The organism is Pseudomonas sp. GW821-FHT09C08, from assembly GCF_059418125.1.
Map to the genome: position 1 here is coordinate 250,519 of NZ_JBWKPG010000002.1, position 25,948 is coordinate 276,466.

Annotated in this window: 21 protein-coding genes; 12 read left to right on the forward strand and 9 right to left on the reverse strand. The window is 62.7% G+C overall.

What is annotated here, in order from left to right:
* Positions 1–239 precede the first annotated feature (239 nt).
* The 3 genes from AC07OJ_RS07780 (at position 240) to AC07OJ_RS07790 (ending at position 3,917) form a co-directional block, all read left to right on the forward strand.
* Complete coding sequence (locus AC07OJ_RS07780) at positions 240–2,141, forward strand: potassium transporter Kup (RefSeq protein WP_065903251.1); 1,902 nt, start codon at positions 240–242, stop codon at positions 2,139–2,141.
* A 210-nt stretch (positions 2,142–2,351) separates the two neighbouring features.
* Positions 2,352–3,458 (forward strand): NADH:flavin oxidoreductase/NADH oxidase, encoded by a 1,107-nt coding sequence (locus AC07OJ_RS07785; RefSeq protein WP_120447760.1) that lies wholly within the window; start codon positions 2,352–2,354, stop codon positions 3,456–3,458.
* A 273-nt stretch (positions 3,459–3,731) separates the two neighbouring features.
* Positions 3,732–3,917 carry a hypothetical protein gene (locus tag AC07OJ_RS07790; RefSeq protein ID WP_106804989.1) on the forward strand — a complete coding sequence of 62 codons (186 nt, stop codon included), beginning with the start codon at positions 3,732–3,734 and terminating at the stop codon, positions 3,915–3,917.
* Between the two features lie 52 nt (positions 3,918–3,969).
* Here AC07OJ_RS07790 and AC07OJ_RS07795 read toward each other — a convergent pair whose 3' ends face one another.
* From AC07OJ_RS07795 to ydcS, 7 genes are all read right to left on the reverse strand, one after another.
* Positions 3,970–5,595 carry a glucan biosynthesis protein D gene (locus tag AC07OJ_RS07795; protein ID WP_495094341.1) on the reverse strand — a complete coding sequence of 542 codons (1,626 nt, stop codon included), beginning with the start codon at positions 5,593–5,595 and terminating at the stop codon, positions 3,970–3,972.
* A gap of 368 nt (positions 5,596–5,963) precedes the next feature.
* A complete protein-coding gene (locus AC07OJ_RS07800) occupies positions 5,964–7,826 on the reverse strand; it encodes an NAD(P)/FAD-dependent oxidoreductase (protein WP_495094342.1) in 1,863 nt (620 codons plus the stop codon).
* Between the two features lie 119 nt (positions 7,827–7,945).
* Entirely contained in the window at positions 7,946–9,370 is a 1,425-nt protein-coding gene (locus AC07OJ_RS07805; protein ID WP_065903235.1) for a gamma-aminobutyraldehyde dehydrogenase, read from the reverse strand.
* 159 nt (positions 9,371–9,529) lie between these two features.
* Complete coding sequence (locus AC07OJ_RS07810; protein WP_065903232.1) at positions 9,530–10,339, reverse strand: ABC transporter permease; 810 nt, start codon at positions 10,337–10,339, stop codon at positions 9,530–9,532.
* Positions 10,329–11,258, reverse strand: a complete 930-nt coding sequence (locus AC07OJ_RS07815; RefSeq protein ID WP_495094343.1) for an ABC transporter permease — start codon at positions 11,256–11,258, stop codon at positions 10,329–10,331. The genes AC07OJ_RS07810 and AC07OJ_RS07815 overlap by 11 nt, the downstream gene beginning before the upstream one ends.
* A gap of 1 nt (position 11,259) precedes the next feature.
* The gene (locus tag AC07OJ_RS07820; protein WP_495094344.1) at positions 11,260–12,294 is read right to left on the reverse strand and encodes an ABC transporter ATP-binding protein; all 1,035 of its coding nucleotides are present in this window, start codon (positions 12,292–12,294) and stop codon (positions 11,260–11,262) included.
* A 207-nt stretch (positions 12,295–12,501) separates the two neighbouring features.
* Positions 12,502–13,653, reverse strand: a complete 1,152-nt coding sequence (ydcS, locus tag AC07OJ_RS07825; RefSeq protein ID WP_065903220.1) for a putative ABC transporter substrate-binding protein YdcS — start codon at positions 13,651–13,653, stop codon at positions 12,502–12,504.
* Here ydcS and AC07OJ_RS07830 point away from each other — a divergent pair.
* The gene (locus AC07OJ_RS07830) at positions 13,652–13,864 is read left to right on the forward strand and encodes a hypothetical protein (RefSeq protein WP_495094345.1); all 213 of its coding nucleotides are present in this window, start codon (positions 13,652–13,654) and stop codon (positions 13,862–13,864) included. The genes ydcS and AC07OJ_RS07830 overlap by 2 nt on opposite strands.
* Here the strand turns inward: AC07OJ_RS07830 and AC07OJ_RS07835 are convergent.
* Positions 13,842–15,299 (reverse strand): gamma-aminobutyraldehyde dehydrogenase, encoded by a 1,458-nt coding sequence (locus AC07OJ_RS07835; RefSeq protein WP_282398211.1) that lies wholly within the window; start codon positions 15,297–15,299, stop codon positions 13,842–13,844. The genes AC07OJ_RS07830 and AC07OJ_RS07835 overlap by 23 nt on opposite strands.
* Positions 15,300–15,431: 132 nt before the next feature.
* The gene (locus AC07OJ_RS07840) at positions 15,432–16,343 is read right to left on the reverse strand and encodes a LysR family transcriptional regulator (RefSeq protein ID WP_065903213.1); all 912 of its coding nucleotides are present in this window, start codon (positions 16,341–16,343) and stop codon (positions 15,432–15,434) included.
* Between the two features lie 168 nt (positions 16,344–16,511).
* Here AC07OJ_RS07840 and AC07OJ_RS07845 point away from each other — a divergent pair, with 168 nt between their 5' ends.
* The 8 genes from AC07OJ_RS07845 (at position 16,512) to AC07OJ_RS07880 (ending at position 25,864) form a co-directional block, all read left to right on the forward strand.
* Positions 16,512–17,219, forward strand: coding sequence for a tellurite resistance TerB family protein (locus tag AC07OJ_RS07845; protein ID WP_495094346.1), 708 nt, complete (start codon positions 16,512–16,514; stop codon positions 17,217–17,219).
* A gap of 211 nt (positions 17,220–17,430) precedes the next feature.
* A complete protein-coding gene (locus AC07OJ_RS07850) occupies positions 17,431–19,053 on the forward strand; it encodes a methyl-accepting chemotaxis protein (RefSeq protein ID WP_065903210.1) in 1,623 nt (540 codons plus the stop codon).
* Positions 19,053–19,565 (forward strand): chemotaxis protein CheW, encoded by a 513-nt coding sequence (locus tag AC07OJ_RS07855; RefSeq protein WP_120447765.1) that lies wholly within the window; start codon positions 19,053–19,055, stop codon positions 19,563–19,565. Before AC07OJ_RS07850 ends, AC07OJ_RS07855 begins: the two co-directional genes overlap by 1 nt.
* Positions 19,562–20,824: a CheR family methyltransferase gene (locus AC07OJ_RS07860; RefSeq protein ID WP_282397579.1), complete on the forward strand. Its 1,263-nt coding sequence runs from the start codon at positions 19,562–19,564 to the stop codon at positions 20,822–20,824. Before AC07OJ_RS07855 ends, AC07OJ_RS07860 begins: the two co-directional genes overlap by 4 nt.
* Positions 20,821–21,522, forward strand: coding sequence for a chemotaxis protein CheW (locus AC07OJ_RS07865; RefSeq protein ID WP_065903199.1), 702 nt, complete (start codon positions 20,821–20,823; stop codon positions 21,520–21,522). Before AC07OJ_RS07860 ends, AC07OJ_RS07865 begins: the two co-directional genes overlap by 4 nt.
* The gene (locus AC07OJ_RS07870; RefSeq protein ID WP_065903197.1) at positions 21,519–23,804 is read left to right on the forward strand and encodes a hybrid sensor histidine kinase/response regulator; all 2,286 of its coding nucleotides are present in this window, start codon (positions 21,519–21,521) and stop codon (positions 23,802–23,804) included. The genes AC07OJ_RS07865 and AC07OJ_RS07870 overlap by 4 nt, the downstream gene beginning before the upstream one ends.
* A complete protein-coding gene (locus AC07OJ_RS07875; RefSeq protein WP_106804980.1) occupies positions 23,801–24,811 on the forward strand; it encodes a chemotaxis response regulator protein-glutamate methylesterase in 1,011 nt (336 codons plus the stop codon). The genes AC07OJ_RS07870 and AC07OJ_RS07875 overlap by 4 nt, the downstream gene beginning before the upstream one ends.
* Before the next feature lie 51 nt (positions 24,812–24,862).
* Positions 24,863–25,864, forward strand: a complete 1,002-nt coding sequence (locus AC07OJ_RS07880; protein ID WP_065903189.1) for a response regulator — start codon at positions 24,863–24,865, stop codon at positions 25,862–25,864.
* Positions 25,865–25,948 lie beyond the last annotated feature (84 nt).

Consider the following 25,948-nt stretch of genomic DNA (forward strand, 5'->3'; position numbering starts at 1 on the left):
GGACGGGCACTTGGTGTGCCTCTGATCAAAAAGTGCGCAATTCTAGCGACGGGCAACGCACTTGACCAGCTTTATGCAGGGAAATGCGACGAGTGCTGCGCTATGCTTCGCGCCGTTGCACATGGGTAGAACCCCTGGGTCAATAAAACGTCTGTTACGAGAAGTAAAACAGCGCATGCTAGGGTCAGCTTAGGCGCGTTGTTTATAAAAGACCTCAGGTCAAAGGGCAGGAGTGGTTGATGGGTCACGCGAGTAGTCAGGCAGCAGGTGCCGAGCATTCAAACGCCAAGCCGATTGGCATGCTGGTGGCAGCGGTCGGGGTGGTTTATGGCGATATCGGCACCAGCCCGCTCTACACCCTTAAAGAGGTGTTCAATGGGGGGTATGGGGTTCAGGTCAACCATGACGGGGTGCTGGGGATCCTGGCGCTGATCTTCTGGTCGCTGATCTGGGTGGTGTCGATCAAGTACATGCTGTTTGTACTGCGTGCGGACAACCAGGGCGAGGGCGGCATCATGGCGCTGACCGCGCTGGCGCGCCGGGCGGCGGGGGAGCGCAAGAAGCTGCGCAATTTCCTCGTGGTCTGTGGCTTGTGCGGGGCTGCGCTGTTCTACGGCGACAGCATGATCACCCCGGCGATTTCGGTATTGTCGGCCATTGAAGGCCTGGAACTGGCATTCGATGGCCTGGATAAATGGGTCGTGCCCATCGCGCTGGTCGTGTTGGTGGCGTTGTTTCTGATCCAGAAACACGGCACCGACCGCATCGGCAAGCTGTTCGGACCGGTGATGGTGACCTGGTTCCTGGTGCTGGGTGGCCTTGGTGTGTATGGCATCACCCTGCACCCTGAAGTGCTCAACGCCTTGAACCCGATGTGGGGCGTGCGTTTCTTCGAGGCTCACCCCGGCATTGGCGTGGCGATCCTGGGGGCGGTGGTGCTGGCTTTGACCGGTGCCGAGGCGCTGTACGCAGACATGGGGCACTTCGGCCGCAAGCCCATCGCCCGCGCCTGGTTCATCCTGGTGCTGCCGGCGTTGGTGCTCAATTATTTCGGCCAGGGCGCGATGCTGCTCGGCGATCCGGAAGCTGCGCGCAACCCGTTCTACTTGCTGGCGCCGAGTTGGGCGCTGATCCCGCTGGTGGTGCTGTCGACCCTGGCCACGGTGATTGCGTCGCAGGCGGTGATTTCCGGTGCGTTCTCGTTGACGCGCCAGGCGATCCAGTTGGGTTATATCCCGCGCATGCACATCCAACACACGTCCAGTGCCGAGCAGGGCCAGATCTACATCGGCGCGGTGAATTGGTCGCTGATGGTCGGCGTGATCCTGCTGGTGCTGGGCTTCGAGTCCTCCAACGCACTGGCGTCGGCCTACGGTGTAGCCGTGACCGGTACCATGCTGATGACCACGATCCTGGTGTCGGCGGTGATGCTGCTGCTGTGGAAATGGCCACCGATCCTGGCCGTGCCGGTATTGGTCTGCTGCCTGCTGGTCGACGGGCTGTACTTCGCCGCCAACGTGCCGAAGATCATCCAGGGCGGCGCCTTCCCGGTCCTGGCGGGGATCGTGCTCTTTGTACTGATGACCACGTGGAAGCGCGGCAAGCAGTTGCTGGTCGAGCGCCTCGACGAAGGCGGCCTGCCGTTGCCGATCTTTATCAGCAGCATCCGTGTGCAACCGCCGCATCGCGTGCAGGGTACGGCGGTGTTCCTCACCGCGCGCCCGGACGCCGTGCCCCATGCGCTGTTGCACAACCTGTTGCACAACCAGGTGCTGCACGAGCAAGTGGTGCTGCTGACGGTGGTCTACGAGGATATTCCACGCGTACCGGCCGCCCGGCGCTTCGAGGTGGATGCCTACGGCGAGGGGTTCTTCCGGGTGATCCTGCACTTTGGCTTTACCGATGAGCCGGACGTGCCTGAAGCGCTGAAGCTGTGCCACCTCGACGAGCTGGATTTCAGCCCGATGCGCACCACCTACTTCCTCAGCCGTGAAACGGTGATCGCCTCGCGCATCAAGGGCATGGCCCGTTGGCGTGAAGCGCTGTTCGCGTTCATGTTGAAGAATGCCAACGGCAACCTGCGGTTCTTCAAGCTCCCGGTCAACCGCGTGATCGAACTGGGCACCCAGGTCGAGATGTAAGCCTGTGCACGACGGGAGCCGGCAATCGGCTCCCGCTTTCGTTCTGAACCCTGTGCAATCCAACGTTGTCGACTAGGCTGTAGGAGCAAGCTTGCTCGCGAAAAACGTCAATTAAAACGCGTTGATCCTGAATACACGCGGCGCCGGTGAGTCTTTCGCGAGCAAGCCTGCTCAGTTAAAAGAGCCCAAAAAGCCCAGAAGAGGTGCGCCATGAGTCAGCTGCTCGAACCCTATACCCTGCGCCAATTGACCCTGCTCAACCGCATCGCCGTGTCGCCGATGTGCCAATACTCCAGTGTCGATGGCCTGGCCAATGACTGGCACCTGGTCCACCTTGGCAGTCGCGCAGTCGGCGGCGCCGGGCTGATCTTCACCGAGGCCACCGCGGTGACCGCCGATGGCCGTATCACTGCCGAAGACCTGGGCCTGTGGAACGACGAACAGATCGAACCGCTGCAACGCATCACGCGGTTTATCGCAGCCCAGGGCGCCGTGGCCGGGATCCAGCTGGCCCATGCCGGGCGCAAGGCCAGTACTCATCGGCCATGGATCGGCAAGCATGGCAGCGTCAAGCCGGAGGACGGCGGTTGGGTGCCGGTGGGGCCGTCGCCGATTGCCTTTGACCCCAATCACACACAGCCCCGGCAGTTGGACGAAGGGCAGATCCAACAGGTGATCGCCGACTTTGTCGCCGCCGCCAAGCGCGCGCTCACGGCCGGGTTTGAAGTGGTGGAAATCCATGCGGCTCACGGTTACCTGCTGCATCAATTCCTCTCGCCGATCAGCAATCAACGCCAGGACCAATACGGCGGCTCTTTTGAAAACCGTATCCGCCTGGTGCTGCAAGTCACCGAAGCCGTGCGTGCGGCCTGGCCTCAGGACCTGCCGCTGTTTGTGCGGGTGTCGGCCACCGACTGGGTGGAAGATGGCTGGAACCCTGATGAAACCGTGGAATTGGCGCGCCGCTTGAAGGATTTGGGGGTGGACCTGATCGACGTGTCCTCTGGTGGCACCGCCGCCAATGCCGAGATTCCGACGGGGCCTGGCTACCAGACGCGCTTCGCCGAACGGGTACGCAAAGAGTCAGGCATCGCCACCGGCACGGTGGGCATGATCACCGAACCGGCACAGGCTGAGCACATCCTGCGCACCTGCCAGGCCGATATTATCTTCCTGGCCCGTGAACTGCTGCGGGACCCGTACTGGCCGCTGCATGCCGATGATGACCTCGGCGGGCGCAAGGCGACCTGGCCGGCGCAGTATCAACGGGCGACCCACCGAGACCAGCCGATTCATGAGTCTGACTTGAGGGATTGATCCGCTTCGCGCCGCACTCGAAACCCACCCTGAACCGGTGGGTTTTTTCTTGCGTGACACTGTGGGAAAAGTCTGTAGGTGATTGTTACTCAAGAGATTTTTTAAGTGAATGCTCTAAAAAAATCCCACACGTGACCAGATTGTTTCTACGCTTAGGGTAAGTCTGATTTCTGGCCCAGGGAGTCAGTCCGTTTGTCCGCGCAGGCCTTGTGCTTAAGGGGATGCAGGTGATGGGCGCCAGGAGTATTTGATCGATATCAGGAGAAACAGTCCATGGCCAAGTCCTATGGTGTTGCGGGTGCAGTGGTGTCTTTTCTGGCCCGCAGGGTGTTCATGCGTGGCTGCAGGTTGAGTTCGGACGAGGCTGAATTACTCGCGCAGTATCGCGCCCTGAACGAGAGTGACCAGGTGGCGATGCGGTATCTGATTGGGGCAATGAAGAGTGTGTCGCGGTTCTGAGGCGGGCATTTGAGTCCTGTGGGAGCGAGCAACCTCGCTCCCACAGGTGGCATCACGTGTATTTACGCGCCTCGGGTGCCGGCGGGAAGTACTGATACAGCCAGGTTTCACTCAAGGTGCGGTCCTGGGTGCGGATGAACATGCGCAGTTCCACCGGCTCGACGCTGTCGCTGGTCGGGTACCAGTCGAACAGGATCCGATAGCCCTTGATGTTATCGAGCACCAGCACGCTGAAGTCTTTCACTTCGCCGTGGGAGCAGGTCACCACCGGCTCGATCCCGGTGCCGGCCGGCAGGCGATCGAGGCCGCCGCCCTTGAAGTCCACGGCAAACCGACGCGCCCACACCTCTGGGTAATGCTCGCCCGGTGCCCAACCTTCAGTGAAGCCGCCCATGCCCGAACGGGTCGCGTCGACCTGCGCCAGCGGCGTGCTCACCGGTGGCAACGCGCTCCAGTAGAGCTTGTAGCCATAGTTGAGCGAATCGCCAGGCGCCACCGGTTTTTTCGGTGTCCAGAAGGCCACGATGTTGTCCAGGGTCTCGCCGGTGGTGGGGATCTCCAGCAGGTCGATCGAGCCTTCGCCCCAGGCGGTGGTCGGTTCTACCCACAGGCTTGGGCGCTTGCTGTACCAGTCCACGGTGTCCTGGTAGCTGGCGAACTCATGGTCGGTCTGCACCAGGCCGAAGCCTTTCGGGTCGGTGTCGGCGAATGCGTTGAACTGCAGCTTGGCCGGGTTGTTCAGGGGGCGACAAATCCACTCGCCATTGCCACGCCACATCGCCAGGCGATCCGAGTCGTGGATTTGCGGGTGGATGGTGTCGCACATGCGGCGTTCGTGGGTGCCGCAACTGAACATGCTGGTCATCGGCGCGATGCCCAGTTGTTCGATGGCGGTGCGCGCATTGATGTTGGCGTCGATCGCCATCACCACCTGGTTGGCCTGGCAGTCGATATCGAAGCGATAGGCGCCGGTGGCGCTCGGCGAGTCGAGCAGGGCGTAGACCACAAAGCGGGTGGCGTTCTTGTCCGGGGTCTCGAACCAGAACTGCGTGAAGTCGGGGAACTCTTCGCGCTTCTTCGCGTAGGTATCAATCGCCAGGCCCCGTGCGGAAAGTCCGTACTGGCCAGTGGAATCCACCGCGCGGAAGTAGCTGGCGCCGAGAAACGACAGCACGTCGTGGCGATCCAGTTCCGGTGCCTTGAACAGCTTGAAGCCGGAGAAGCCCAGGTCGCCGGTCAACTGCTTGGTGTCGACGGTGGTTTTTTCATAGTTGAACAATGAAGGGCGGAAATGCACTTCGCGGGCTTCACGGGTCTTGGGGTCGACGCTGTGCATGCGCACCGGCGTCTTGAACCCCATGCCGACGTGGAAGAACTGCACGTCCAGTTGGCCGTTCAATTCCTTCCACAACGAATGGTTGCCGTCGTACCCGATGGCGTTGAAATTCTGTGGGGTCATGGTCGCCAGGGTGGGCGGGAGTACCTGTTTGGTGTCTTTATACGCGGTCCCGGCGAGCTGTTTGGCCTGGGCCTTGAGCGTTTCAAAATCAAACGCCACGGCCTTGCCATCGGCGGCGCGATTCCCGGCCCAAGCCTGCGCGGCGAGCAGGCCGCTGGCCGACAAACCGGTGTAAGCCGCAATGGCCATGGACGCTTTGAGCAAATTCCTGCGGTGCATAGAGACAACCTGTCGTGAGCAAATCCCGCGCCGTTCCTGGCACGTGCTGGATCAGAAAGTACGGTTCGGACATGCCTTCGGCCAAACGCAACGGACAATAAACAGACGCCGGATAGCTTAAGCGGTTCGATGACGTAGGAAAAATGATTGATAGCGGCGTGATGGCGTTGCATATGAAACAAGGTATTTCTCAGGAGCAGACAATCCCCCTGTGGCGAGCGGGCTTGCCCCGCGTTGGGCTGCAAAGCAGCCCCAATACCCGACATTCGGTGTGTCTCAAAGAGCACCGCTGCCTCGAAGGGGCTGCTGCGCAGCCCAACGCGGGCCACGCCCCGCTTACCACAGGAAGCCTTCGCCACACATGGCCTTCAACTCACCTCGCCGACCGCCCGGTACGCCTCATCAATTGCCGCGTGGGCGTACGCACTCCACGCCGCATCCGAGTTGGCGATGCTCACGTGCCCCAGCGGCTTGCGCGCCAGGTTCATCAGCGCTTCGCTCTCGCCGGCGTTGTCGAACAAGCTGTTGGAAAAGTATGCATAGCCATGGGACCAGCGATTCACCGTGATCCCGAGGATATCGGTCTCGTGGTTGAACCCACCCGGGCCGAGCATGCGTTGCAGTTGGTCACGCAATTGCGTTTCCAGTTGCTCGAAGGTCTGCGCATACAACTTGCCGCGCCCGGCGCGCGCCTGGTCGCGGGCGTTCATGCCGCTGTTGGGGCTGGTGGGCACGTAGACCATGTGCAAGCCAATCGGCTGCGTCGGGTCGCGCGGGTGGTCGTAGCCACCCATGCTCACCGGGTAGTCCAGTTTGATGCGGCTGTACGGTTGGGTGGCCGCGTAAATCTCATGCACGCCAAGTTTCTGGAACGATTGCCAGTTGCGGATCACCACCTTGGTGTACACCAGCGGGAATTTCACGTTCTGGCTCAAGGCGTGGGCCTGGGGGGCCGGCAGGTCCTTGAGCAGGTACGGGATCATCATGTTGTAGCAGGCCAGGATGCAGCGTTTGCCACGCACCTGTGCGAGTTGTCCGCCACGGCTGTAGCCGATATGCACGCTGTCGCCCACGTTGCGCACGCTGACCGCCGTGCTGTTCAAGCGCACCCGTACCGGCGCCTTGGGTTGATCGAGCTTGGCGTAGTCAAACGCTGCCAGCAAGATATCGTCCATGGTGTGCCCGGGTGCCACGCCGGGGACCAGGCTGCGCACCAGCAGGCGTGCGAGTGACGCGTTGCCATCCGGGAAGTGGTAGATGTAGGGCTCTTCCATTTCGGCGGCGGCTTCTTCGCTGATTGGTGCCAGGTTCATGCCGCCGAAACCTGGGAATCCCACGTTATAGGCGTCGGACGATGCCACGGCATCGATGCTCAAGGCCATGAAGTCATTGGTGCGGCTCTGGAAGTACTTCACCGCGCCTTCCGATAATCCGACGTTCTTCAGCAGGAAATCGCGGTAGCTGGTGACCGCCAGGTAGTCGGCCTTTTGCTCGGCCGTCTTGCCCGGCAGGTAATCCTTGGGCGCCGTGTGCAGCTCGATCAACGCCTGACGGTCGGCGGGTGGCAGCGGGAAGTCATTGATGAAGTCGCTGATGGAGCGCGCATGCAATTGGTCGGGCGCGATGTCGTCGGCGACCATCGGCGTCGGGTCGCCGGTCACCAGTTTGTCTTCGCCAAAGTTCTCCTTGTCGAAGAACACCCCGCGCGACAACCCCAGGCCCGGGTAGAACTGACGGTCGAAGGCGGTCTCGAAGCGCTTGATGTTCACCCCGAGTTTTTTCAGCAGGCCATTCACTTGCTTGCTGTAGAGGTGGTTGGGCGACTGGAACGCCTCGCTGCCGCCGTAGCCGATGATCATGCGGCCACCGGCCTGGAATTCATTGCGCTTGGCATGGCCGCCGAAGTCGTCGTGGTTTTCCAGGATCAGGATCTTCGCCTTGGGGTGCTTCTCGCGGTAGAACCACGCCGCCGACAGACCACTCAGGCCGCCCCCGACCACTACCAGGTCATAGTCCTCGGTGATCGGCAGTTTGTCGGTGTCGAAGACCTTCTTTTCCCAGCCCATCTGGTGCGCCACTTCGAACGAGCCGACATGGCTGCCGCGCATGCCGGTGAGGGCGGGCGGGTAGTAGCGGCCGTCGGGCGCGGCCTGGAGGATTTGCAGCGGGGTCATGCCGGCGGCAATAGTGATGGCGACGCCGTTGAGGAAGTCGCGGCGGGTAATGTCCATGGGAACCTACGAATTATTTATTGTTATGAGGAGGTCCCCTGTGGGAGCGGGCTTGCCCGCGATAGCGTCGGCACAGACACGCCGCCATCGCGGGCAAGCCCGCACACAGGGGTAAAGCGTCAGTGCTTGAACATCACATGGCGTACGGTGGTGTAGTCCTCCAGCCCATACATGGACATGTCCTTGCCATACCCGGACAGTTTCTGACCGCCGTGGGGCATTTCACTGACGAGCATGAAGTGGGTGTTGACCCAGGTGCAGCCATATTGCAAACGCGCGGCCAGGCGATGGGCGCGTCCGACATCGGCGGTCCATACGGATGACGCCAGGCCGTAGTCCGAATCGTTGGCCCAGCCGAGCACCTGCGCTTCATCGGTGAATTTAGTCACCGACACCACCGGCCCGAACACCTCGCGGCGCACGATTTCGTCGTCCTGCTGCGCATCGGCCAGCACCGTCGGTTCAAAGAAGAAACCATTGCCTTCCACCGCCTTGCCGCCGGTCACCAGGCGGATGTGCGGCTGGGCCACGGCGCGTTCGACAAAGCCGGCGACGCGGTCGCGGTGCTGCGCGGTGATCAGCGGGCCGAGCTCGGTGGCCGGGTCATCCTGCAGGCCGTACTGGATGCTGGCGACTGCCGCGCCGAGTTTCTCGACAAACGCATCATAGATGTCCGCCTGGGCATAGATGCGGCACGCCGCGGTGCAGTCCTGGCCGGCGTTGTAGAAGCCGAAGGTGCGAATGCCTTCGACGGCCGCGTCGATATCGGCATCGTTGAAGATGATCACCGGGGCCTTGCCGCCCAGCTCCATGTGCATGCGCTTCACGCTGTCGGCGGTGCTGGAGATGATGTTCGCGCCGGTAGCGATGGAGCCGGTCAGCGACACCATGCGCACTTTCGGGTGGTTCACCAACGGGCTGCCGACGGTCGGACCACGCCCGAACACCAGGTTGAGGACACCGGCCGGGAAAATATCGGCGGCCAGTTCGACCATGCGCAACGCCGTCAGCGGGGTTTGTTCCGACGGCTTGAGCACCACGGTATTACCGGCAGCCAGGGCAGGGGCGATTTTCCAGGCGACCATCATCAGCGGGTAGTTCCACGGCGCGATGGAAGCGATGACGCCCACCGGGTCGCGACGGATCATCGAGGTGTGACCGGGCAGGTATTCGCCGCCAGCCGACCCGCTCATGCAACGGCTGGCACCGGCAAAGAAGCGGAACACGTCGGCAATCGCCGGGATCTCATCGTTCAGCGCGGCGCTGTAGGGCTTGCCGCAGTTGTCCGATTCCAGCTTGGCCAGCTCTTCACCGTGGGCCTCGATCACGTCCGCCAGTTTGAGCAGCAGCAAGGAGCGGTCTTTGGGTGCGGTCTGCGACCAGCCTTCAAAGGCGGCATCGGCGGCGCGCACGGCGGCGTCGACCTGGGCTTCGCTGGCTTCCTTGATTTCCACCAGCACGCGGCCGAGCGCCGGGTTGAATACGGCTTGGGCCGGGCCTTCGCCTTCGACCAGGTGGCCGTTGATCAACAGTTTGGTTTGCATGGTTAATTCCTCCTCAAAGCGACAGTTCTATCTCTGGAGAAACCGGTGCGACTGTGGGAGCTGGCTTGCCTGCGATTGCGGTGGTTGAGTTGATACCGCTATCGCAGGCACGCCAGCTGCCACATTGACCGTGTTTCAACAGTAGCAATGTGTTGTCAGTTATTTACCGCCACTCCCGGCCACGCTTTCACCGCCGCGCGTCAGGTAGTAGGCACCGAGAATCGGGAACATCGTCACCAGCATCACCAGCATCGCGACCACGTTGGTCACCGGCACATCGCGTGGCCGGCTGAGCTGGTTGAGCAGCCACAGCGGCAAGGTGCGCTCGTGGCCGGCGGTGAAGGTGGTGACGATGATTTCGTCGAACGACAGCGCAAACGCGAGCATGCCGCCGGCCAGCAGCGCCGAGCCGAGGTTGGGCATGATGATGTAGCGGAAGGTCTGCCAGCCGTCGGCACCCAGGTCCATCGAGGCTTCGATGAGGCTGTGGGAAGTACGCCGCAGGCGCGCGATCACGTTGTTGTAGACGATCACCACGCAGAAGGTCGCGTGGCCGACGATGATGGTGAACATCCCGGGCTCGATGCCCAGCGTCTTGAACGTCGCCAGCAGTGCGATACCGGTGATGATCCCCGGCAGCGCAATCGGCAGGATCAGCATCAGCGACACTCCTTGCTTGCCGAAGAATTCGCGCCGATACAGCGCCGCCGAGGCCAGGGTGCCGAGCACCATGGCGATCAACGTGGCGATGGCCGCGATCTGCAGCGACAGCTTGATCGCTTCGAGCACGTCGGGCCGGGCGAAGGCCACGCTGAACCACTTCAGGGTAAAGCCCTGGGGCGGAAAGCTGAACGCGGCTTCTTCGGTGTTGAAGGCGTAGAGGAAGATGATCAGGATCGGGAAGTGCAGGAAAACCAACCCGCCCCAAGCCGCTATTTTCAGGCTCCACGAAGCTTTTTCAGAGTGCATCGAAGGCCCCCAGGCGTTTGACGATGGACAGGTAAACCGCGATCAGCACGATCGGTACCAGGGTGAACGCGGCGGCCATGGGCATGTTGCCGATGGCACCTTGCTGGGCGTACACCATGCCGCCGACGAAGTAGCCCGGCGGGCCCACCAGTTGCGGCACGATGAAATCGCCCAGGGTCAGCGAGAACGTGAAGATCGAGCCGGCGGCAATGCCCGGCACCGACAGCGGCAAAATCACCTGCATGAAGGTTTGGCGCGGCTTGGCCCCGAGATCCGCCGAGGCTTGCAGCAGGGACGGCGGCAAGCGTTCCAGCGAGGCCTGGATCGGCAGGATCATGAACGGCAGCCAGATGTACACGAACACCATGAAGCGCCCCAGGTGCGAGGTGCTCAAGGTGCTGCCGCCCACGCCGGGAATGCCCAGCACGAACTGCAGCAGCGGTTCCAGCCCCAGGTGCTGCACGAACCACTGTGCGACGCCGCCCTTGGCCAGCAGCAAGGTCCAGGCATACGCCTTGACGATATAGCTGGCCCACATCGGCATCATCACCGCGATATAGAAGAACGCCTTGGTCTTGCCCGTGGTGTAGCGCGCCATGTAGTAGGCGATCGGGAAGGCGACGATGGCGCTGGCGATCGACACCACGATCGCCATGCTCAGGGTGCGCACGATGATGTCGAAGTTCGACGGCTGGAACAGGGCGGCGAAGTTGGCCAGGGTCAGGTCCGGCGTGACCGCCATGGTGAAGTCGTCGAAGGTATAGAAACCTTGCCACAGCAGGGTCAGCAGTGAGCCCAGGTAGATCGCGCCGAACCAGATCAGCGGCGGTACCAGCAACATTGCCAGGTACAGGTTGGGCTTGCGGTACAGCAGGTTGGAAAACCTGCGCATCGGCGGTTGGGAAAAGGCCGAAGTCATCTCACACCTCGCCTGCGATGTCGGTCAGCGGGGTCATGGCTTCCCGCGCCCAGCGCGCGGTGACGGTCTGGCCGACCAGGTGGCCGCTGCTGATATCCAGCCATTGGTTGTTCGCCTGGCTGATGTTCAGCGCCTGGCCGTTTTCCAGTTTCAGTTCATAGCGGGTGGCGCTGCCCTGGTACTGGATGTCGTGCAGCAGGCCGCTGATTTCGACCTCACCGACGCCCAGCGGGCCTTCGGCAAAGCGCACGTGTTCCGGGCGGATCGAGAACGGTTGCGGGGTGCCGCTGAGGCGTTGGGCCAGCTCGCCGCGAAGCACATTGGAGGTGCCAACGAATTCGGCGACGAACGACGTGGCCGGCTTCATGTACAGGTTGCGCGGGGTGTCGACCTGTTCGATGCGGCCCTTGTTGAACACCGCCACCCGGTCGGACATCGACAGCGCTTCGGTCTGATCGTGCGTCACGAAGATAAAGGTGATGCCGAGTTGGCGTTGCAGCTTCTTCAACTCGCTTTGCATCTGCTCGCGCAGCTTGAGGTCGAGGGCGCCGAGCGGCTCATCGAGCAGCAGCACGCGCGGGCGATTGACCAGTGCGCGGGCCAGTGCCACCCGTTGGCGCTGGCCGCCCGAGAGCTGCACCGGCTTGCGGTCGCCGTAGCCGCCGAGGGCGACCATGCCCAGGGCTTCTTCGGCGCGGTTGAGGCGCTCGGTCTTGCCGACGCCCTTGACCTTGAGGCCGTAGGCCACGTTGTCGCGCACATTCATATGCGGGAACAGCGCGTAATCCTGGAACACGGTGTTGACGTCACGCTGATACGGCGGCAAGCCGGCGGCTTCCTCGCCATGAATACGGATCGAGCCTGCGCTCGGCTGCTCGAACCCGGCGATCAGGCGCAGGCACGTGGTCTTGCCTGAGCCGGAAGGGCCTAGCATGGAAAAGAACTCGCCGTCCTGGATATCGATGGAAACCCGGTCAACGGCTTTCACTTCGCCGAACTGACGGGAAACGTGGGTGAATTGGACTGCAAGCGTCATGGTGCGGTGCTCCAAAAAGGCGCGGGTCGTCGCAGCGGCCCGGCCTGGACTTCTGAAAAAATTAACGCGGTGTTGAGGGCGACTCGGTCGAAATGTGGGAGCGGGCTTGCTCGCGAATGCGGTGTGTCAGTCACCGATGAATCAACTGAAAGTCCGCTTTCGCGAGCAAGCCCGCTCCCACATGGGGCCGGTGTCGCCTGGGAGTGCTTAGCGCCCGCCCATGATCGCGATGTAATCCTGGGTCCAGCGGCTGTACGGCACGAACTTGCCGCCTTCAGCCTGCGGGGTTTTCCAGAAAGCGATCTTTTCGAACTGGTCGAACCCGTTGGTCTTGCAGCCTTCAGCGCCGAGCAGCTCGCTCTCTTTACACGCCGCAGGCACCGCCGGCAGCGAGCCGAACCAGGCCGCGACATCGCCCTGGACCTTCGGCTGCAGCGACCAGTCCATCCACTTGTAGGCGCAGTTGGGGTGCTTGGCCTCGGTGTGCAGCATGGTGGTGTCGGCCCAGCCGGTGGCGCCTTCCTTGGGAATGGTCGAGGCGATCGGCTGTTTCTCGTTGACCAGGCCGTTGACCTGATACGGCCAGGCGCTGGAGGCCACTACGCCTTCGTTCTTGAAGTCGCTCATCTGCACGGTGGTGTCGTGCCAGTAGCGGTGGATCAACGGCTGCTGGGCGCGCAACAGTTCGAGCACGGCCTTGTACTGGGTTTCGGTCAGTTCGTAAGGGCTCTGGATGCCCAACTCCGGCTTGGTCGACTTGAGATACAGCGCCGCGTCGGCGATGTAGATCGGACCGTCGTAGGCTTGCACGCGGCCTTTGTTCGGCTTGCCGTCAGGCAGGTTCTGCGCATCGAACACCACGTTCCAGCTGGTGGGCGCGGTCTTGAACACGTTGGTGTTGTACATCAGCACGTTCGGGCCCCACTGGTACGGGGTGCCGTAGGTTTGCTGGCCGACCACGTACCACGGCGCATCCTTGAGGCGCGGGTCGAGGTTTTTCCAGTTGGGGATCAACGCCGTGTTGATCGGCTGCACACGCTTGCCGACGATCAACCGCAACGAGGCATCGCCGGATGCGGTGACCAGGTCATAACCGCCCTTGGCCATCAGGCTGACCATTTCGTCAGAGGTGGCGGCGGTTTTCACGTTGACCTTGCAACCGGTTTCCTTCTCGAAACCGGTGACCCAGTCGTAGGCCTTGTCGCTTTCGCCACGTTCGATATAGCCGGGCCAGGCGACGATATCCAATTGGCCTTCACCTGCCCCCACCGCTTTCAGCGGTTCGGCGGCCTGAAGGCTGGCGCTGGCCAGCAGCGCGGTGGTCAGGGCACTGAGCAGTGCGGTCTTGTGCGCGGACATGGGGATTCCCTCTTCTTTAATTATGGTCGGGGCAGTAAAAACAGGTATACGGGTTGATTATTGTTTTAGCGTAGCTCTTGGGGCTGAGCCGCAAGCCGCAAGCCACAAGCCGCAAGCAAAAGCAAAAGCAAAAGCAAAAGCAAAAGCAAAAGCAGATCCGCTTTTACTTGCAGCTTGCAGCTTGCCGCTTATAGCTGACCTCCATGTCTAGCCATGATGTGCCGCACCACGCTGTAGTCCTGAAGCGAATCGCTGGACAGATCTTTCCCATACCCCGAGCGCTTCAAGCCGCCGTGGGGCATTTCGCTGACCAGCATGAAATGGCTGTTGATCCAGGTGCAGCCGTATTGCAGGCGCGCCGCCACCTGCATGGCCTTGTCCAGGTTCTGCGTCCATACCGACGAGGCCAGGCCGTATTCGGAGTCGTTGGCCCAGTCCACCGCCTGTTCCAGCTCATCGAAGCGGGTCACGGTGACCACCGGGCCGAAGACTTCGCGCTGCACGATCTCATCGTTTTGTTTGCAACCGGCGAGGAGTGTCGGCTGGTAATAGAAGCCGGCACCGGAATGCACGGCGGCACCCGTGACCCGCTCGATATGCGGCTGGCCGAGGGCGCGCTCGACAAAACTGGCGACGCGGTCACGCTGGCGCGTGCTGATCAGCGGGCCGAGTTCGTTGTCGGCATCACGCTTGCCGGCAAAGCGCAGGCTGCTGACGGCCGCGCCAAGCTCGGCGACCAATTTGTCGTGGATGCCGGCCTGGGCGTAGATGCGGCAGGCCGCGGTGCAGTCCTGGCCGGCGTTGTAATAGCCGTAGGCACGCACACCTTCGACCACGGCTTGCAGGTCGGCGTCGTTGCAGACGATCACCGGGGCCTTGCCGCCCAGTTCCAGGTGCGTGCGTTTCAGGGTTTTCGACGCGGCTTGCAGAATTTTCTGCCCGGTGACGATATCGCCGGTCAGCGACACCATGCGCACCTTGGGGTGGCTGACCAAATGGCTGCCGACACCTTCGCCGCCGCCACACAGAATGTTGATGACCCCGCGCGGCAGCAGTTCTTTAAGGACGGGGGCGAGGGCCAGGATCGACAGCGGCGTATGTTCCGACGGCTTGAACACCAGCGTATTACCGGCGGCCAGGGCCGGGGCGATCTTCCACGCGGCCATCATCAGCGGGTAGTTCCACGGCGCAATGGAGGCGACCACGCCAATCGGGTCACGGCGCACCATGCTGGTGTAGCCCGGCAGGTATTCGCCGCTGAGCTGGCCGGTCTGGCAGCGCACGGCCCCGGCGAAGAAGCGAAACACATCGACGGTGGCGCTCAAGTCATCCTGGCGTGCCAGGTGCAAGGGCTTGCCGCAATTGAGTGATTCGAGGCGAGCGAGGTAGTCGGCTTGTTTTTCGATGGCGTCGGCAATGCCCAGCAGGATGATCGAGCGTTGCTGCGGCGTGGTCCGCGACCAGCCGGCAAACGCGCGGTGCGCGGCGAGGATGGCGCTTTCGACCTGTTCGGTGCTGGCTTCGGCAATCTGGGTGAGGACTTCACCGGTGGCCGGGTTGAGGATCGGCTCGACAAAACCCTGGCCCTGGACCAGTTCGCCGTCGATCAGCAACGCAGTGAGCAGCGGGGTGGGCGCGCCGGACATTTTTCGCGATCTCTTTTCTTGTGTGGCCATGGGCGTTCTCTTACAAGGCGCCTGACCTTCTCTTATGGATGAGCTGAGAGTAGAGGTCGGGCGCGAGGTCAACAAATACTAAATACTGAATGCAGCATTCGATTAAATAGATGGCTTGCGCGGATGCGGCTGTTCGCGGGCCACGGTCAGGAACGGGTCCACCAGCGCCGGGCGCGCGGTGCCACGGCGCCAGGCCAGGCCCACGTCGAGGGTCTGGCTGAGGTCGGCAATCGGCCGCGCTTCAATAATGTCGCCTTCCAGGGACCAGGGCCGGTAGGTCATGTCCGGCTGGATCGACACTCCCAGGCCGGCAGCCACCAGGCTGCGCACCGCTTCGGTGGAAGCGGTGCGCAAGGTCACGCGTGGCTGCAGCGCGGCTGCAGTCCACAGGCGTTGGGCGTTGTGGCCCATTTCGTCGACATTCAGCTGAATCAATGGCTCGCGCGCCACATCGGCCAGGTTGATGCTGTCGTGCTCCAGCAACGGGTGCTGCGCCGGCAGCCACAGGCGATGAGGCGAGTGGGTGAGGACTTCGGTCTGCAGGGCGTGGCGGTCTTCGAGGTTGGACAGGATCAGCACTCCCACATCGATCTCACCGCTGACCAGCAAATGCTCGATGTACGGGCGTTCATCCTCCATCACGCGGATTTCCACATTCGGATAGGCGCGCTGGAAACGGGTCAGCAGGTCGGCAAGGTAATACCCGGCAACCAGGCTGGTCACGCCGATGATCAACTGGCCGGCAACCTGGTCGGTGCTCTGCTGCAGGCTGCGCTTGGCGTTGTCGACGGTGGCAAGAATCAGGTGCGCCTGGCGCAGGAACTGATGGCCCTGGTGGGTCAGGGTCATGCCCTTGGCGTGGCGGTTGAACAGGTTGACGCCGATTTCCTGCTCCAGTTGCTGGATGGCCAGGGTCAGGGTCGACTGGGAAATGAACGCGGTTTGCGCGGCGGCGGAGATCGAGCCCGTCTCGGCCACGGCGATGAAATGCCGGATTTGACGCAAGGTCATCATGCTGGAATTACCAGTGGGGTGTTTTTATAGATTTATTCGAGTGTATATCGATTTAAGCGAACGGCAGTGGCGTTACATCTGGAAGCACTCTAGATCGGGGCTTTTTGGCACTTAGTTTTACGCTGGGAGCCTATTGGTCCTACGAACCCAAGTGTCTGGAGGCTGCGAATGAATACCCGTGGATTGCTCGATCAACTGCTCAAGTCTGGCCAGGACATGTTGCAGAACAAGGCCGGCGGCCAGCGCAAGCCGGACGACAAAGGCGCCCTTGGCGGACTGCTGGGCGGTGGTGGCCTTGGCAGTCTGCTCGGCGGTGCCGGTGGCGGCGCCCTGGCGGCCGGGGCCATGGGCCTGCTGCTGGGGAACAAGAAAGCCCGCAAGTTCGGCGGCAAGGCCCTGACCTACGGCGGGCTCGCCGCGTTGGGCGTCATTGCCTATAAAGCCTATGGCAACTGGCAGGCAAACCAGGTCAGCGCACCTCAAGGCGAACCGCAAACCATCGACCGTTTGCCACCGGCCCAAGTCGAGCAACACAGCCAGGGCATCCTCAAGGCCCTGGTAGCCGCCGCCAAGGCGGACGGGCATGTGGATGAGCGCGAGCGCGCGCTGATCGAAGGTGAATTCACCAAGCTGGACGATGACCGCGAGTTGCACAGCTGGCTGCACGCCGAACTGAACAAACCCCTGGACCCGGCCGATGTGGCCCGCGCCGCCAGCACCCCGGAAATGGCCGCGGAGATGTACATCGCCAGCGTGATGCTGGTGGATGAGGAAAATTTCATGGAGAAGGCCTACCTCGATGAGCTGGCGCGGCAACTCAAGCTGGAGCCTGGCTTGAAGATCGAGCTGGAAAAACAGGTGCGGCTGGCGCAATAAACGCCTGCCCTGAAGCGATCAAACTGTGGGAGTGGGCCTGCTCGCGAATGCGCTGGTCAGTCATCGAATCTATTGACTGATCCTGCGCCTTCGCAAGCAGGCCCACTCCCACATTTGCATTCTGTGATCACTACAGCAAAACCCGTTGATAAATGAGGGCTTCTGCTCAGCTATACTCCCCTCCATTTGAATGGCCCTTCGAGGAATTACTGTGAAGAACTGGACCTTGCGCCAACGGATTTTGGCGAGCTTTGCGGTCATTATCGCGATCATGCTGCTGATGGTCGTGGTGTCCTACTCACGGTTGCTGAAGATCGAAGCCAGCCAGGAAGCGGTCCGCGACGACGCGGTGCCCGGGGTGTACCTCAGCTCGATGATCCGCAGCGCCTGGGTCGACAGCTATTTGCAGACCATCGACATCATTGGCCTGCGCGAGGATAAAACCTTCACCAATACCGACAAGAACGACTACAAGTCCTTCGAGACGCGTATTGAACTGCAGATGGCCAACTACGAAAAAACCATTCATGGCCAGGCTGACCGCATGGAGTTCGATAACTTCAAGGCGGCGCACATCAACTACAACAAAGTCCTGGCGCAGGTGCTGGAGCGCGTGCAAGCCAATGACCTGCCGGGGGCCAACCAATTGCTCGAGGAGCAATTGACGCCGATCTGGACCGAAGGTCGCATGAAGCTCAATGACATCATCACGGAAAACAAGAACGTGTCCGACCGTGCCACGGCGGCCATCGACGAGTCGGTGCTGTCGGCCAAGATCAGCATGGCCGTTTCGCTGATCATCGCCATCCTCGCGGCCGGCCTGTGTGGCCTGCTGCTGATGCGCGCGATCATGGCGCCGATGCAGCGCATCGTCGACATCCTCGAAACCATGCGTACCGGCGACCTGAGCAAGCGCCTGAACCTGGAGCGCAAGGATGAATTCGGCGCAGTCGAAACCGGCTTCAACGACATGATGACCGAGCTGACGGCCCTGGTGTCCCAGGCCCAGCGCTCGTCGGTGCAGGTCACCACCTCGGTGACCGAGATTGCCGCGACGTCCAAGCAACAGCAGGCGACCGCGACTGAAACCGCGGCCACCACCACCGAGATCGGCGCGACTTCCCGGGAAATCGCCGCGACGTCCAAGGACCTGGTGCGCACCATGACTGAAGTCTCCACCGCCGCCGACCAGGCCTCGGTGGCCGCAGGCTCCGGCCAGCAGGGCCTGGCGCGCATGGAAGAAACCATGCATTCGGTAATGGGCGCCGCCGACCTGGTCAACGCCAAGCTGGCGATCCTCAATGAGAAGGCCGGCAACATCAACCAGGTGGTGGTCACCATCGTCAAGGTTGCCGACCAGACCAACCTGCTGTCGCTCAACGCCGCCATCGAGGCGGAGAAAGCTGGCGAGTACGGGCGCGGTTTTGCCGTGGTGGCCACCGAAGTGCGCCGCCTGGCGGACCAGACGGCCGTGGCCACCTATGACATCGAGCAGATGGTGCGCGAGATCCAGTCGGCGGTGTCGGCGGGGGTGATGGGCATGGACAAGTTCTCCGAGGAAGTGCGCCGGGGCATGTTCGAAGTACAGCAAGTGGGCGAGCAGCTGTCGCAGATCATCCACCAGGTGCAGGCGCTGGCGCCGCGGGTATTGATGGTCAACGAAGGCATGCAGGCCCAGGCCACCGGTGCCGAGCAGATCAATCACGCCCTGGTGCAACTGGGCGATGCCAGCAGCCAGACTGTGGAATCCCTGCGCCAGGCCAGCTTTGCCATTGATGAGCTGAGCCAGGTGGCGGTGGGCCTGCGCAGCGGCGTGTCGCGTTTCAAAGTCTGATGAGCGACCTCGCGGCTAAACGCGGCGCCGTCCCGGCAGCGAAAAAGGCTTTGTTCCTGGTGTTTCACATCGGCGACGAACGCTTTGCATTAAGGGCCACCGAAGTGGCCGAGGTGCTGCCGCGCCTGCCTCTCAAACCCATCGCCCATGCGCCGCTGTGGGTGGCGGGCATCTTTGCCCATCGCGGTGCGTTGGTGCCGGTCATCGATCTCAGTGCGCTGACGTTTGGTCAGCCGGCCCAGGCGCGGACCAGCACGCGACTGGTGCTGGTCAACTATCAGCCCGAACCCTGGGTTGCTGCACGCTGGCTGGGGTTGATCCTGGAACAGGCCACCGACACCCTGCGGTGCGACCTCAGCGAGTTCAAGCCCTATGGCCTGGACAATCGCGAGGCGCCGTACCTGGGGCTGGTGCGTGAAGACGCCGCGGGCTTGATGCAGTGGATCGGCGTGAATGAATTGCTCACCGAGCCGGTGCGTGCGTTGCTGTTCTCCGCCGAGCTGAGCGTATGAGCAACGATCCGCGCTTCTTTGCCTTCCTCAAGGAGCGCATCGGTCTCGATGTCGCCTCCGTGGGCGAAGCCATCATCGAGCGTGCCGTGCGCCAGCGCAGCCAGGCCTTGCAGGCGCAGACGGCGGGCGAGTACTGGCAGCACCTGCAAAGCTCCCATGACGAGCAGCAGGCGCTGATCGAAGCGGTGATCGTCCCCGAAACCTGGTTTTTCCGTTACCCCGAATCCTTCGTGACCCTGGCCCGCCTGGCCAAGGCGCGCCTGGTCGAGATCAAGCAGATGCGCGCGCTGCGTATCCTCAGCCTGCCGTGTTCCACTGGCGAAGAACCCTATTCGATTGCCATGGCGCTGCTGGACGCGGGCCTCGCACCGCATCAGTTCAAGGTGCAGGGCATGGATGTCAGCCCGCTGTCGGTGGAGCGTGCCCGGCGCGGGGTGTACGGCAAGAACTCGTTTCGCGGGGGCGACATTGCCTTTCGCGACCGCCACTTCGTGGAACACGGCGACGGGTTCCATATCGCCGAGCGGGTGCGTGAGCAAGTGCGCCTGCAAGTCGGCAACCTGCTCGACCCGGCGCTGCTGGCCAATGAGGCCAGCTACGACTTCGTGTTCTGCCGCAACCTGCTGATCTACTTCGACCAGGCGACCCAAAAACAAGTGTTCGATGTACTCAAGGGCCTGACCCACGTCGACGGCGTGCTGTTTATCGGCCCCGCCGAGGGCAGCCTGCTGGGGCGCCATGGCATGCGTTCGATCGGTGCGGCGCAGTCGTTTGCCTTCAGTCGGCAGGCTGAGCCGCAGCAGCCTGCGCCGGTGTTCGTGCCGCTGCCAGCACCCATCCCGCAGCGCAGCGCGGCGCCGCTTCCGGTCAGGCCGCGCCCGTTCAGTACTGCCGCCACTGCGCAGGTCATACCGATCAAGGCCGCGCCGTCCGATGCCGCCGCCTTGCTCAGCCGCATCGCCACCCTCGCCAACGAAGGCAAGAGCCTGGAGGCGCGGGCTGCGTGTGAAGAGTATTTGAATCACCACCCGCCGGCCGCCCAGGTGTTTTACTGGCTGGGGCTGCTCAGCGATGTGGCCGGCAGTGCCCTGGAAGCCCAGGGCTATTATCGAAAAGCCTTGTACCTGGAGCCCCAGCATTCGCAGGCCTTGATGCACCTGGCCGCCTTGCTGGAGTCCCAGGGCGACAGCGCGGGAGCCCGCCGCCTGCAGGCGCGGGCCGCGCGTAGCGAGCGAGCTGACAGTGAGCACAAACCATGAGTAGCCCCGACGCGCTCGACACCACCGGCCTGGACCTGACCCTGGCTGACACGCAAGCCATCGACGATTGCTGGAACCGCATCGGCATCCATGGTGACAAATCCTGCCCGCTGCTGGCGGACCACATCCATTGCCGCAATTGCTCGGTGTACTCGGCAGCCGCCACGCGCCTGTTGGATCGCTATGCGTTGCAGCAGGACGACCGTCGGCCACAGGCAGTGGTCGAGCATGGCGCCGAGGTGGTCACGCGCTCGCTGCTGATATTCCGCCTGGGCGAAGAGTGGCTGGGCATCGCCACCCGTTGCCTGGTGGAAGTGGCCACGTTGCAACCGATCCACTCCCTGCCGCACCAGCGTTCCCGTGCCTTGCTCGGCGTGGCCAACGTACGCGGCGCGCTGGTGGCGTGCCTGTCGCTGGTGGAACTGCTGGGCCTGGACAGCACCGGCAGCGGCGCCAGCGGTGGCCGGATCATGCCGCGGATGCTGATCATTGCCGCGCAAGATGGCCCGGTGGTGGTGCCGGTGGATGAAGTCGACGGCATCCATGCCATCGATGAGCGCACCTTGAAGGCTGCGTCAGCACCCGGCAGCCAGGCCAGCGGCCGCTTCACCCAAGGTGTGTTGCAGTGGAAAGGCCGCAGCCTGCGTTGGCTGGACGAGGCGCAATTGTTGTCCGCCGTGACCCGGAGCCTCACATGACCCCCGACCAGATGCGCGATGCCTCGCTGCTGGAGCTGTTCAGCCTGGAAGCCGATGCGCAGACCCAGGTATTGAGCGCGGGCCTGCTGGCCCTGGAACGCAACCCGACCCAGGCCGACCAGCTCGAAGCCTGCATGCGTGCCGCGCACTCGCTCAAGGGCGCGGCGCGGATTGTCGGGGTGGACGCCGGGGTCAGCGTGTCGCATGTCATGGAGGATTGCCTGGTCAGCGCCCAGGAAGGTCGCCTGTACCTGCAACCCGAGCACATTGATGCGTTGCTGCAAGGCACCGACCTGTTGATGCGCATCGCCACGCCGGGCAATGACGTCGGGCCGGCGGATATCGAGGCGTATGTGGCGCTGATGGAGCGCCTGCTCGATCCGTCGCAACTGAGCGCCAAGGTCGCCCCGTCAGCCCCGCCGCCGCCTGAGTCGGCCCCGGCGCCCGTCGTCGAGGAGCTGCCGCCGGAGCCCGAGCCCGCGCCACCCGTCACCAGCGAGCCTGCGCGCCAGAACAAACGCATGACCGAAGGCGGCGAACGCGTGTTGCGCGTGACCGCCGAGCGCTTGAACAGCCTGCTCGACCTGTCGAGCAAGTCCTTGGTCGAAACCCAGCGGCTCAAGCCATACCTCGCCAGCCTGCAGCGCCTCAAACGCATTCAAAGCCAGAGCGCGCGGGCCCTGGATACGCTGGACGGCCAGCTCAAGACCGTGGACTTGAACCTCGAAGCCCAGGAAGCCCTGGCCGATACCCGCCGGCTATTGAGCGAAGCCCAGGCGCTGCTGGCAGAAAAACATGCCGAGCTGGACGAGTTCGGCTGGCAGGCCGGGCAGCGCGCCCAGGTGCTCTACGACACCGCGCTGGCGTGCCGCATGCGCCCGTTTGCCGATGTACTGGCCGGGCAGGTGCGCATGGTCCGCGACCTCGGCCGCAGCCTGGGCAAGCAGGTGCGCCTGGAGATCGAGGGCGAAAAGACCCAGGTTGATCGCGACGTGCTGGAGAAGCTCGAAGCGCCGCTCACCCATTTGCTGCGCAATGCCGTCGACCACGGCATCGAAATGCCCGAGCAGCGCCTGCTGGCGGGCAAGCCGGCCGAGGGCCTGATCCGCCTGCGCGCGTCTCATCAGGCTGGCCTGCTGGTGCTGGAGTTGAGCGATGACGGTAACGGCGTCGACCTGGAGCGCCTGCGCGGCACCATCGTCGACCGGCACCTGTCGCCGTTGGAAACCGCCCAGCGCCTGAGCGAAGAGGAGTTGCTGACGTTCCTGTTCCTGCCGGGGTTCAGCCTGCGCGACAAGGTCACCGAAGTGTCCGGGCGGGGTGTCGGCCTGGATGCAGTGCAGCATATGGTCCGCCAATTGCGCGGTGCGGTGGTGCTGGAGCAGACGGCGGGGCAGGGCAGTCGTTTCCATCTGGAGGTGCCGCTGACCCTGTCGGTGGTGCGCAGCCTGGTGGTGGAAGTCGGCGAAGAAGCCTACGCGTTCCCGCTGGCCCATATAGAACGCATGTGCGACCTGGCGCCCGACGACATCGTGCAACTGGAAGGCCGTCAGCATTTCTGGCACGAGGGCCGGCATGTCGGCCTGGTGGCCGCCAGCCAGTTGTTGCAGCGCCCGGCGGGGCAGAATAATGACGAAACCTTGAAAGTGGTGGTGATCCGCGAACGCGATGCCGTGTACGGAATCGCCGTGGAACGCTTCATCGGCGAGCGCACCCTGGTGGTGTTGCCGCTCGATGACCGCCTGGGCAAGGTCCAGGATATTTCCGCCGGCGCCTTGCTGGACGACGGCTCGGTGGTATTGATCGTCGACGTCGAAGACATGCTGCGCTCGGTCGACAAGCTGCTCAACACTGGCCGCCTGGAACGCATTGCCCGGCGCAGCCAGCAGGCCACCGAAGCACCGCGCAAACGCGTGCTGGTGGTGGACGATTCGCTCACCGTGCGTGAGCTGCAACGCAAATTGTTACTTAATCGTGGTTATGAAGTGGCCGTGGCGGTCGATGGCATGGACGGTTGGAACGCGTTGCGCTCCGAAGACTTTGACCTGTTGATCACTGATATTGATATGCCTCGCATGGACGGTATTGAATTGGTCACACTCTTGCGCCGTGACAGTCGCCTGCAATCGTTGCCGGTGATGGTGGTGTCCTACAAGGACCGTGAAGAAGACCGACGTCGTGGACTGGACGCCGGCGCCGACTATTATTTAGCCAAAGCCAGTTTCCATGACGATGCCTTGTTGGACGCCGTGGTGGAGCTGATTGGAGGCGCGCGGGCATGAGGATTGCGATCGTCAACGATATGCCCCTGGCGGTGGAGGCCTTGCGCCGCGCCTTGAGTTTCGAGCCTGCGCACGAAGTGGTGTGGGTCGCCGGCAATGGCCTGGAAGCGGTGCAGCGCTGCGCCGAACTGACCCCTGACCTGATCCTGATGGACCTGATCATGCCGGTCATGGACGGTGTCGAGGCGACGCGGCAGATCATGGCCGAGACCCCGTGCGCCATCGTGATCGTCACGGTCGACCGCCAGGCCAACGTCAGCCGGGTGTTCGAAGCCATGGGCCATGGCGCCCTGGACGTCGTGGATACGCCGCCCCTGGGCGTCGGCAACCCCAAGGATGCGGCGGCGCCGCTGTTGCGCAAGATCCTCAATATCGGCTGGTTGATTGGCCAGCGCGGCAGCCGTGTGCGCGCCGAAACCACACCTGCGCGCAGCACCGGCAAACGCCAGAGCCTGGTTGCCATCGGCTCGTCGGCGGGTGGCCCGGCTGCCCTGGAAATCCTGCTCAAGGGCTTGCCCCGCGACTTTCCCGCCGCCATTGTGCTGGTGCAGCATGTGGACCAGGTCTTCGCCGCCGGCATGGCCGAGTGGCTGAGCAGCGCCTCGAGCCTGCCGGTGCGCCTGGCCCGCGAGGGGGAGCCGCCGCAACCCGGCGTGGTGCTGCTGGCCGGGACCAACCACCACATTCGTTTATTGCGCAACGGCACGCTAGCCTATACCGCAGACCCGGTTAACGAGATCTATCGGCCTTCGATCGACGTATTTTTCGAAAGCGTGGCCAGCCACTGGAATGGCGATGCCGTCGGCGTACTGCTGACAGGCATGGGCCGCGACGGGGCCCAGGGCCTCAAGTTACTGCGAGAACAAGGATATCTGACCATCGCCCAGGATCAGCAGAGCTCGGCGGTGTATGGCATGCCCAAAGCGGCGGCGGCGATTGACGCTGCTGTTGAAATTCGCCCACTGGACAGAATTGCGCCCCGATTGCTGGAGGTATTTTCGAAATGAGCCCTACCTCCCGCGGTGCTGGCTTGCAGGTAGTAATTCAGGTGACTGCAGATGAATGATTTACAGATCGACGACATCAAGACCGACGAAAATGCCGCCATGGTGTTGCTGGTCGACGACCAGGCCATGATCGGCGAAGCCGTGCGGCGTGGCCTGGCCCATGAAGAAAACATCGACTTCCACTTCTGCGCCGACCCGCACCAGGCCATTGCCCAGGCGATCCGCATCAAGCCGACGGTGATCCTGCAGGACCTGGTGATGCCCGGCCTCGACGGCCTGACCCTGGTGCGCGAATACCGCAACCACCCGGCCACGCAGAACATTCCGATCATAGTGCTTTCCACCAAGGAAGACCCGCTGATCAAGAGCGCGGCGTTCTCGGCCGGCGCCAACGATTACCTGGTCAAGCTCCCGGACAATATCGAGTTGGTGGCGCGCATTCGCTACCACTCGCGCTCCTACATGACCCTGTTGCAGCGGGACGCGGCCTACCGTGCGCTGCGGGTCAGCCAGCAACAATTGCTCGACACCAACCTGGTGCTGCAACGGCTGATGAACTCCGATGGCCTCACCGGGCTGTCCAACCGCCGGCACTTCGACGAGTACCTGGAACTGGAGTGGCGCCGTGCCATGCGCGACCAGACCCAATTGTCGTTGCTGATGATCGACGTGGATTTCTTCAAGACCTACAACGACAGCTTCGGTCACGTCGAGGGCGATGAGGCCTTGCGCAAAGTCGCCGCGTCGATCCGTGAAGCCAGCAGCCGGCCGTCGGACTTGCCGGCACGTTATGGCGGTGAAGAGTTTGCGCTGGTGCTGCCCAATACCTCGCCGGGTGGTGCGCGACTGGTGGCCGAAAAACTGCGCATGGCGGTGGCCGCGCTGAAAATCCCGCACATTGCCCCGACTGAAGGTTCGAGCCTGACCATCAGTATCGGCCTGTCGACCCTGACGCCGGCGCAGGGGACCGATTGCCGGCAACTGATCCTGGCAGCGGACAAGGGGTTGTATACGGCCAAGCATAATGGGCGAAATCAGGTGGGGATCGAGTAGGGTTGTGTGTACATATGCGTTGCTGCGGTAACGGCTAACCCGGCGTCCTGCCGGGTTAGCCACGGATTCAAGCCTGCGTTCGGC

What these genes read in the sequence shown, in the direction of transcription:
- AC07OJ_RS07780 (WP_065903251.1), top strand. Translation starts at nt 240, where the DNA reads ATGGGTCACGCGAGTAGTCAGGCAGCAGGTGCCGAGCATTCAAACGCC.
- AC07OJ_RS07785 (WP_120447760.1), top strand. Translation starts at nt 2,352, where the DNA reads ATGAGTCAGCTGCTCGAACCCTATACCCTGCGCCAATTGACCCTGCTC.
- AC07OJ_RS07790 (WP_106804989.1), top strand. Translation starts at nt 3,732, where the DNA reads ATGGCCAAGTCCTATGGTGTTGCGGGTGCAGTGGTGTCTTTTCTGGCC.
- AC07OJ_RS07795 (WP_495094341.1), bottom strand. Translation starts at nt 5,595, where the DNA reads ATGCACCGCAGGAATTTGCTCAAAGCGTCCATGGCCATTGCGGCTTAC.
- AC07OJ_RS07800 (WP_495094342.1), bottom strand. Translation starts at nt 7,826, where the DNA reads ATGGACATTACCCGCCGCGACTTCCTCAACGGCGTCGCCATCACTATT.
- AC07OJ_RS07805 (WP_065903235.1), bottom strand. Translation starts at nt 9,370, where the DNA reads ATGCAAACCAAACTGTTGATCAACGGCCACCTGGTCGAAGGCGAAGGC.
- AC07OJ_RS07810 (WP_065903232.1), bottom strand. Translation starts at nt 10,339, where the DNA reads ATGCACTCTGAAAAAGCTTCGTGGAGCCTGAAAATAGCGGCTTGGGGC.
- AC07OJ_RS07815 (WP_495094343.1), bottom strand. Translation starts at nt 11,258, where the DNA reads ATGACTTCGGCCTTTTCCCAACCGCCGATGCGCAGGTTTTCCAACCTG.
- AC07OJ_RS07820 (WP_495094344.1), bottom strand. Translation starts at nt 12,294, where the DNA reads ATGACGCTTGCAGTCCAATTCACCCACGTTTCCCGTCAGTTCGGCGAA.
- AC07OJ_RS07830 (WP_495094345.1), top strand. Translation starts at nt 13,652, where the DNA reads ATGGGGATTCCCTCTTCTTTAATTATGGTCGGGGCAGTAAAAACAGGT.
- ydcS (WP_065903220.1), bottom strand. Translation starts at nt 13,653, where the DNA reads ATGTCCGCGCACAAGACCGCACTGCTCAGTGCCCTGACCACCGCGCTG.
- AC07OJ_RS07835 (WP_282398211.1), bottom strand. Translation starts at nt 15,299, where the DNA reads ATGTCCGGCGCGCCCACCCCGCTGCTCACTGCGTTGCTGATCGACGGC.
- AC07OJ_RS07840 (WP_065903213.1), bottom strand. Translation starts at nt 16,343, where the DNA reads ATGATGACCTTGCGTCAAATCCGGCATTTCATCGCCGTGGCCGAGACG.
- AC07OJ_RS07845 (WP_495094346.1), top strand. Translation starts at nt 16,512, where the DNA reads ATGAATACCCGTGGATTGCTCGATCAACTGCTCAAGTCTGGCCAGGAC.
- AC07OJ_RS07855 (WP_120447765.1), top strand. Translation starts at nt 19,053, where the DNA reads ATGAGCGACCTCGCGGCTAAACGCGGCGCCGTCCCGGCAGCGAAAAAG.
- AC07OJ_RS07860 (WP_282397579.1), top strand. Translation starts at nt 19,562, where the DNA reads ATGAGCAACGATCCGCGCTTCTTTGCCTTCCTCAAGGAGCGCATCGGT.
- AC07OJ_RS07865 (WP_065903199.1), top strand. Translation starts at nt 20,821, where the DNA reads ATGAGTAGCCCCGACGCGCTCGACACCACCGGCCTGGACCTGACCCTG.
- AC07OJ_RS07870 (WP_065903197.1), top strand. Translation starts at nt 21,519, where the DNA reads ATGACCCCCGACCAGATGCGCGATGCCTCGCTGCTGGAGCTGTTCAGC.
- AC07OJ_RS07875 (WP_106804980.1), top strand. Translation starts at nt 23,801, where the DNA reads ATGAGGATTGCGATCGTCAACGATATGCCCCTGGCGGTGGAGGCCTTG.
- AC07OJ_RS07880 (WP_065903189.1), top strand. Translation starts at nt 24,863, where the DNA reads ATGAATGATTTACAGATCGACGACATCAAGACCGACGAAAATGCCGCC.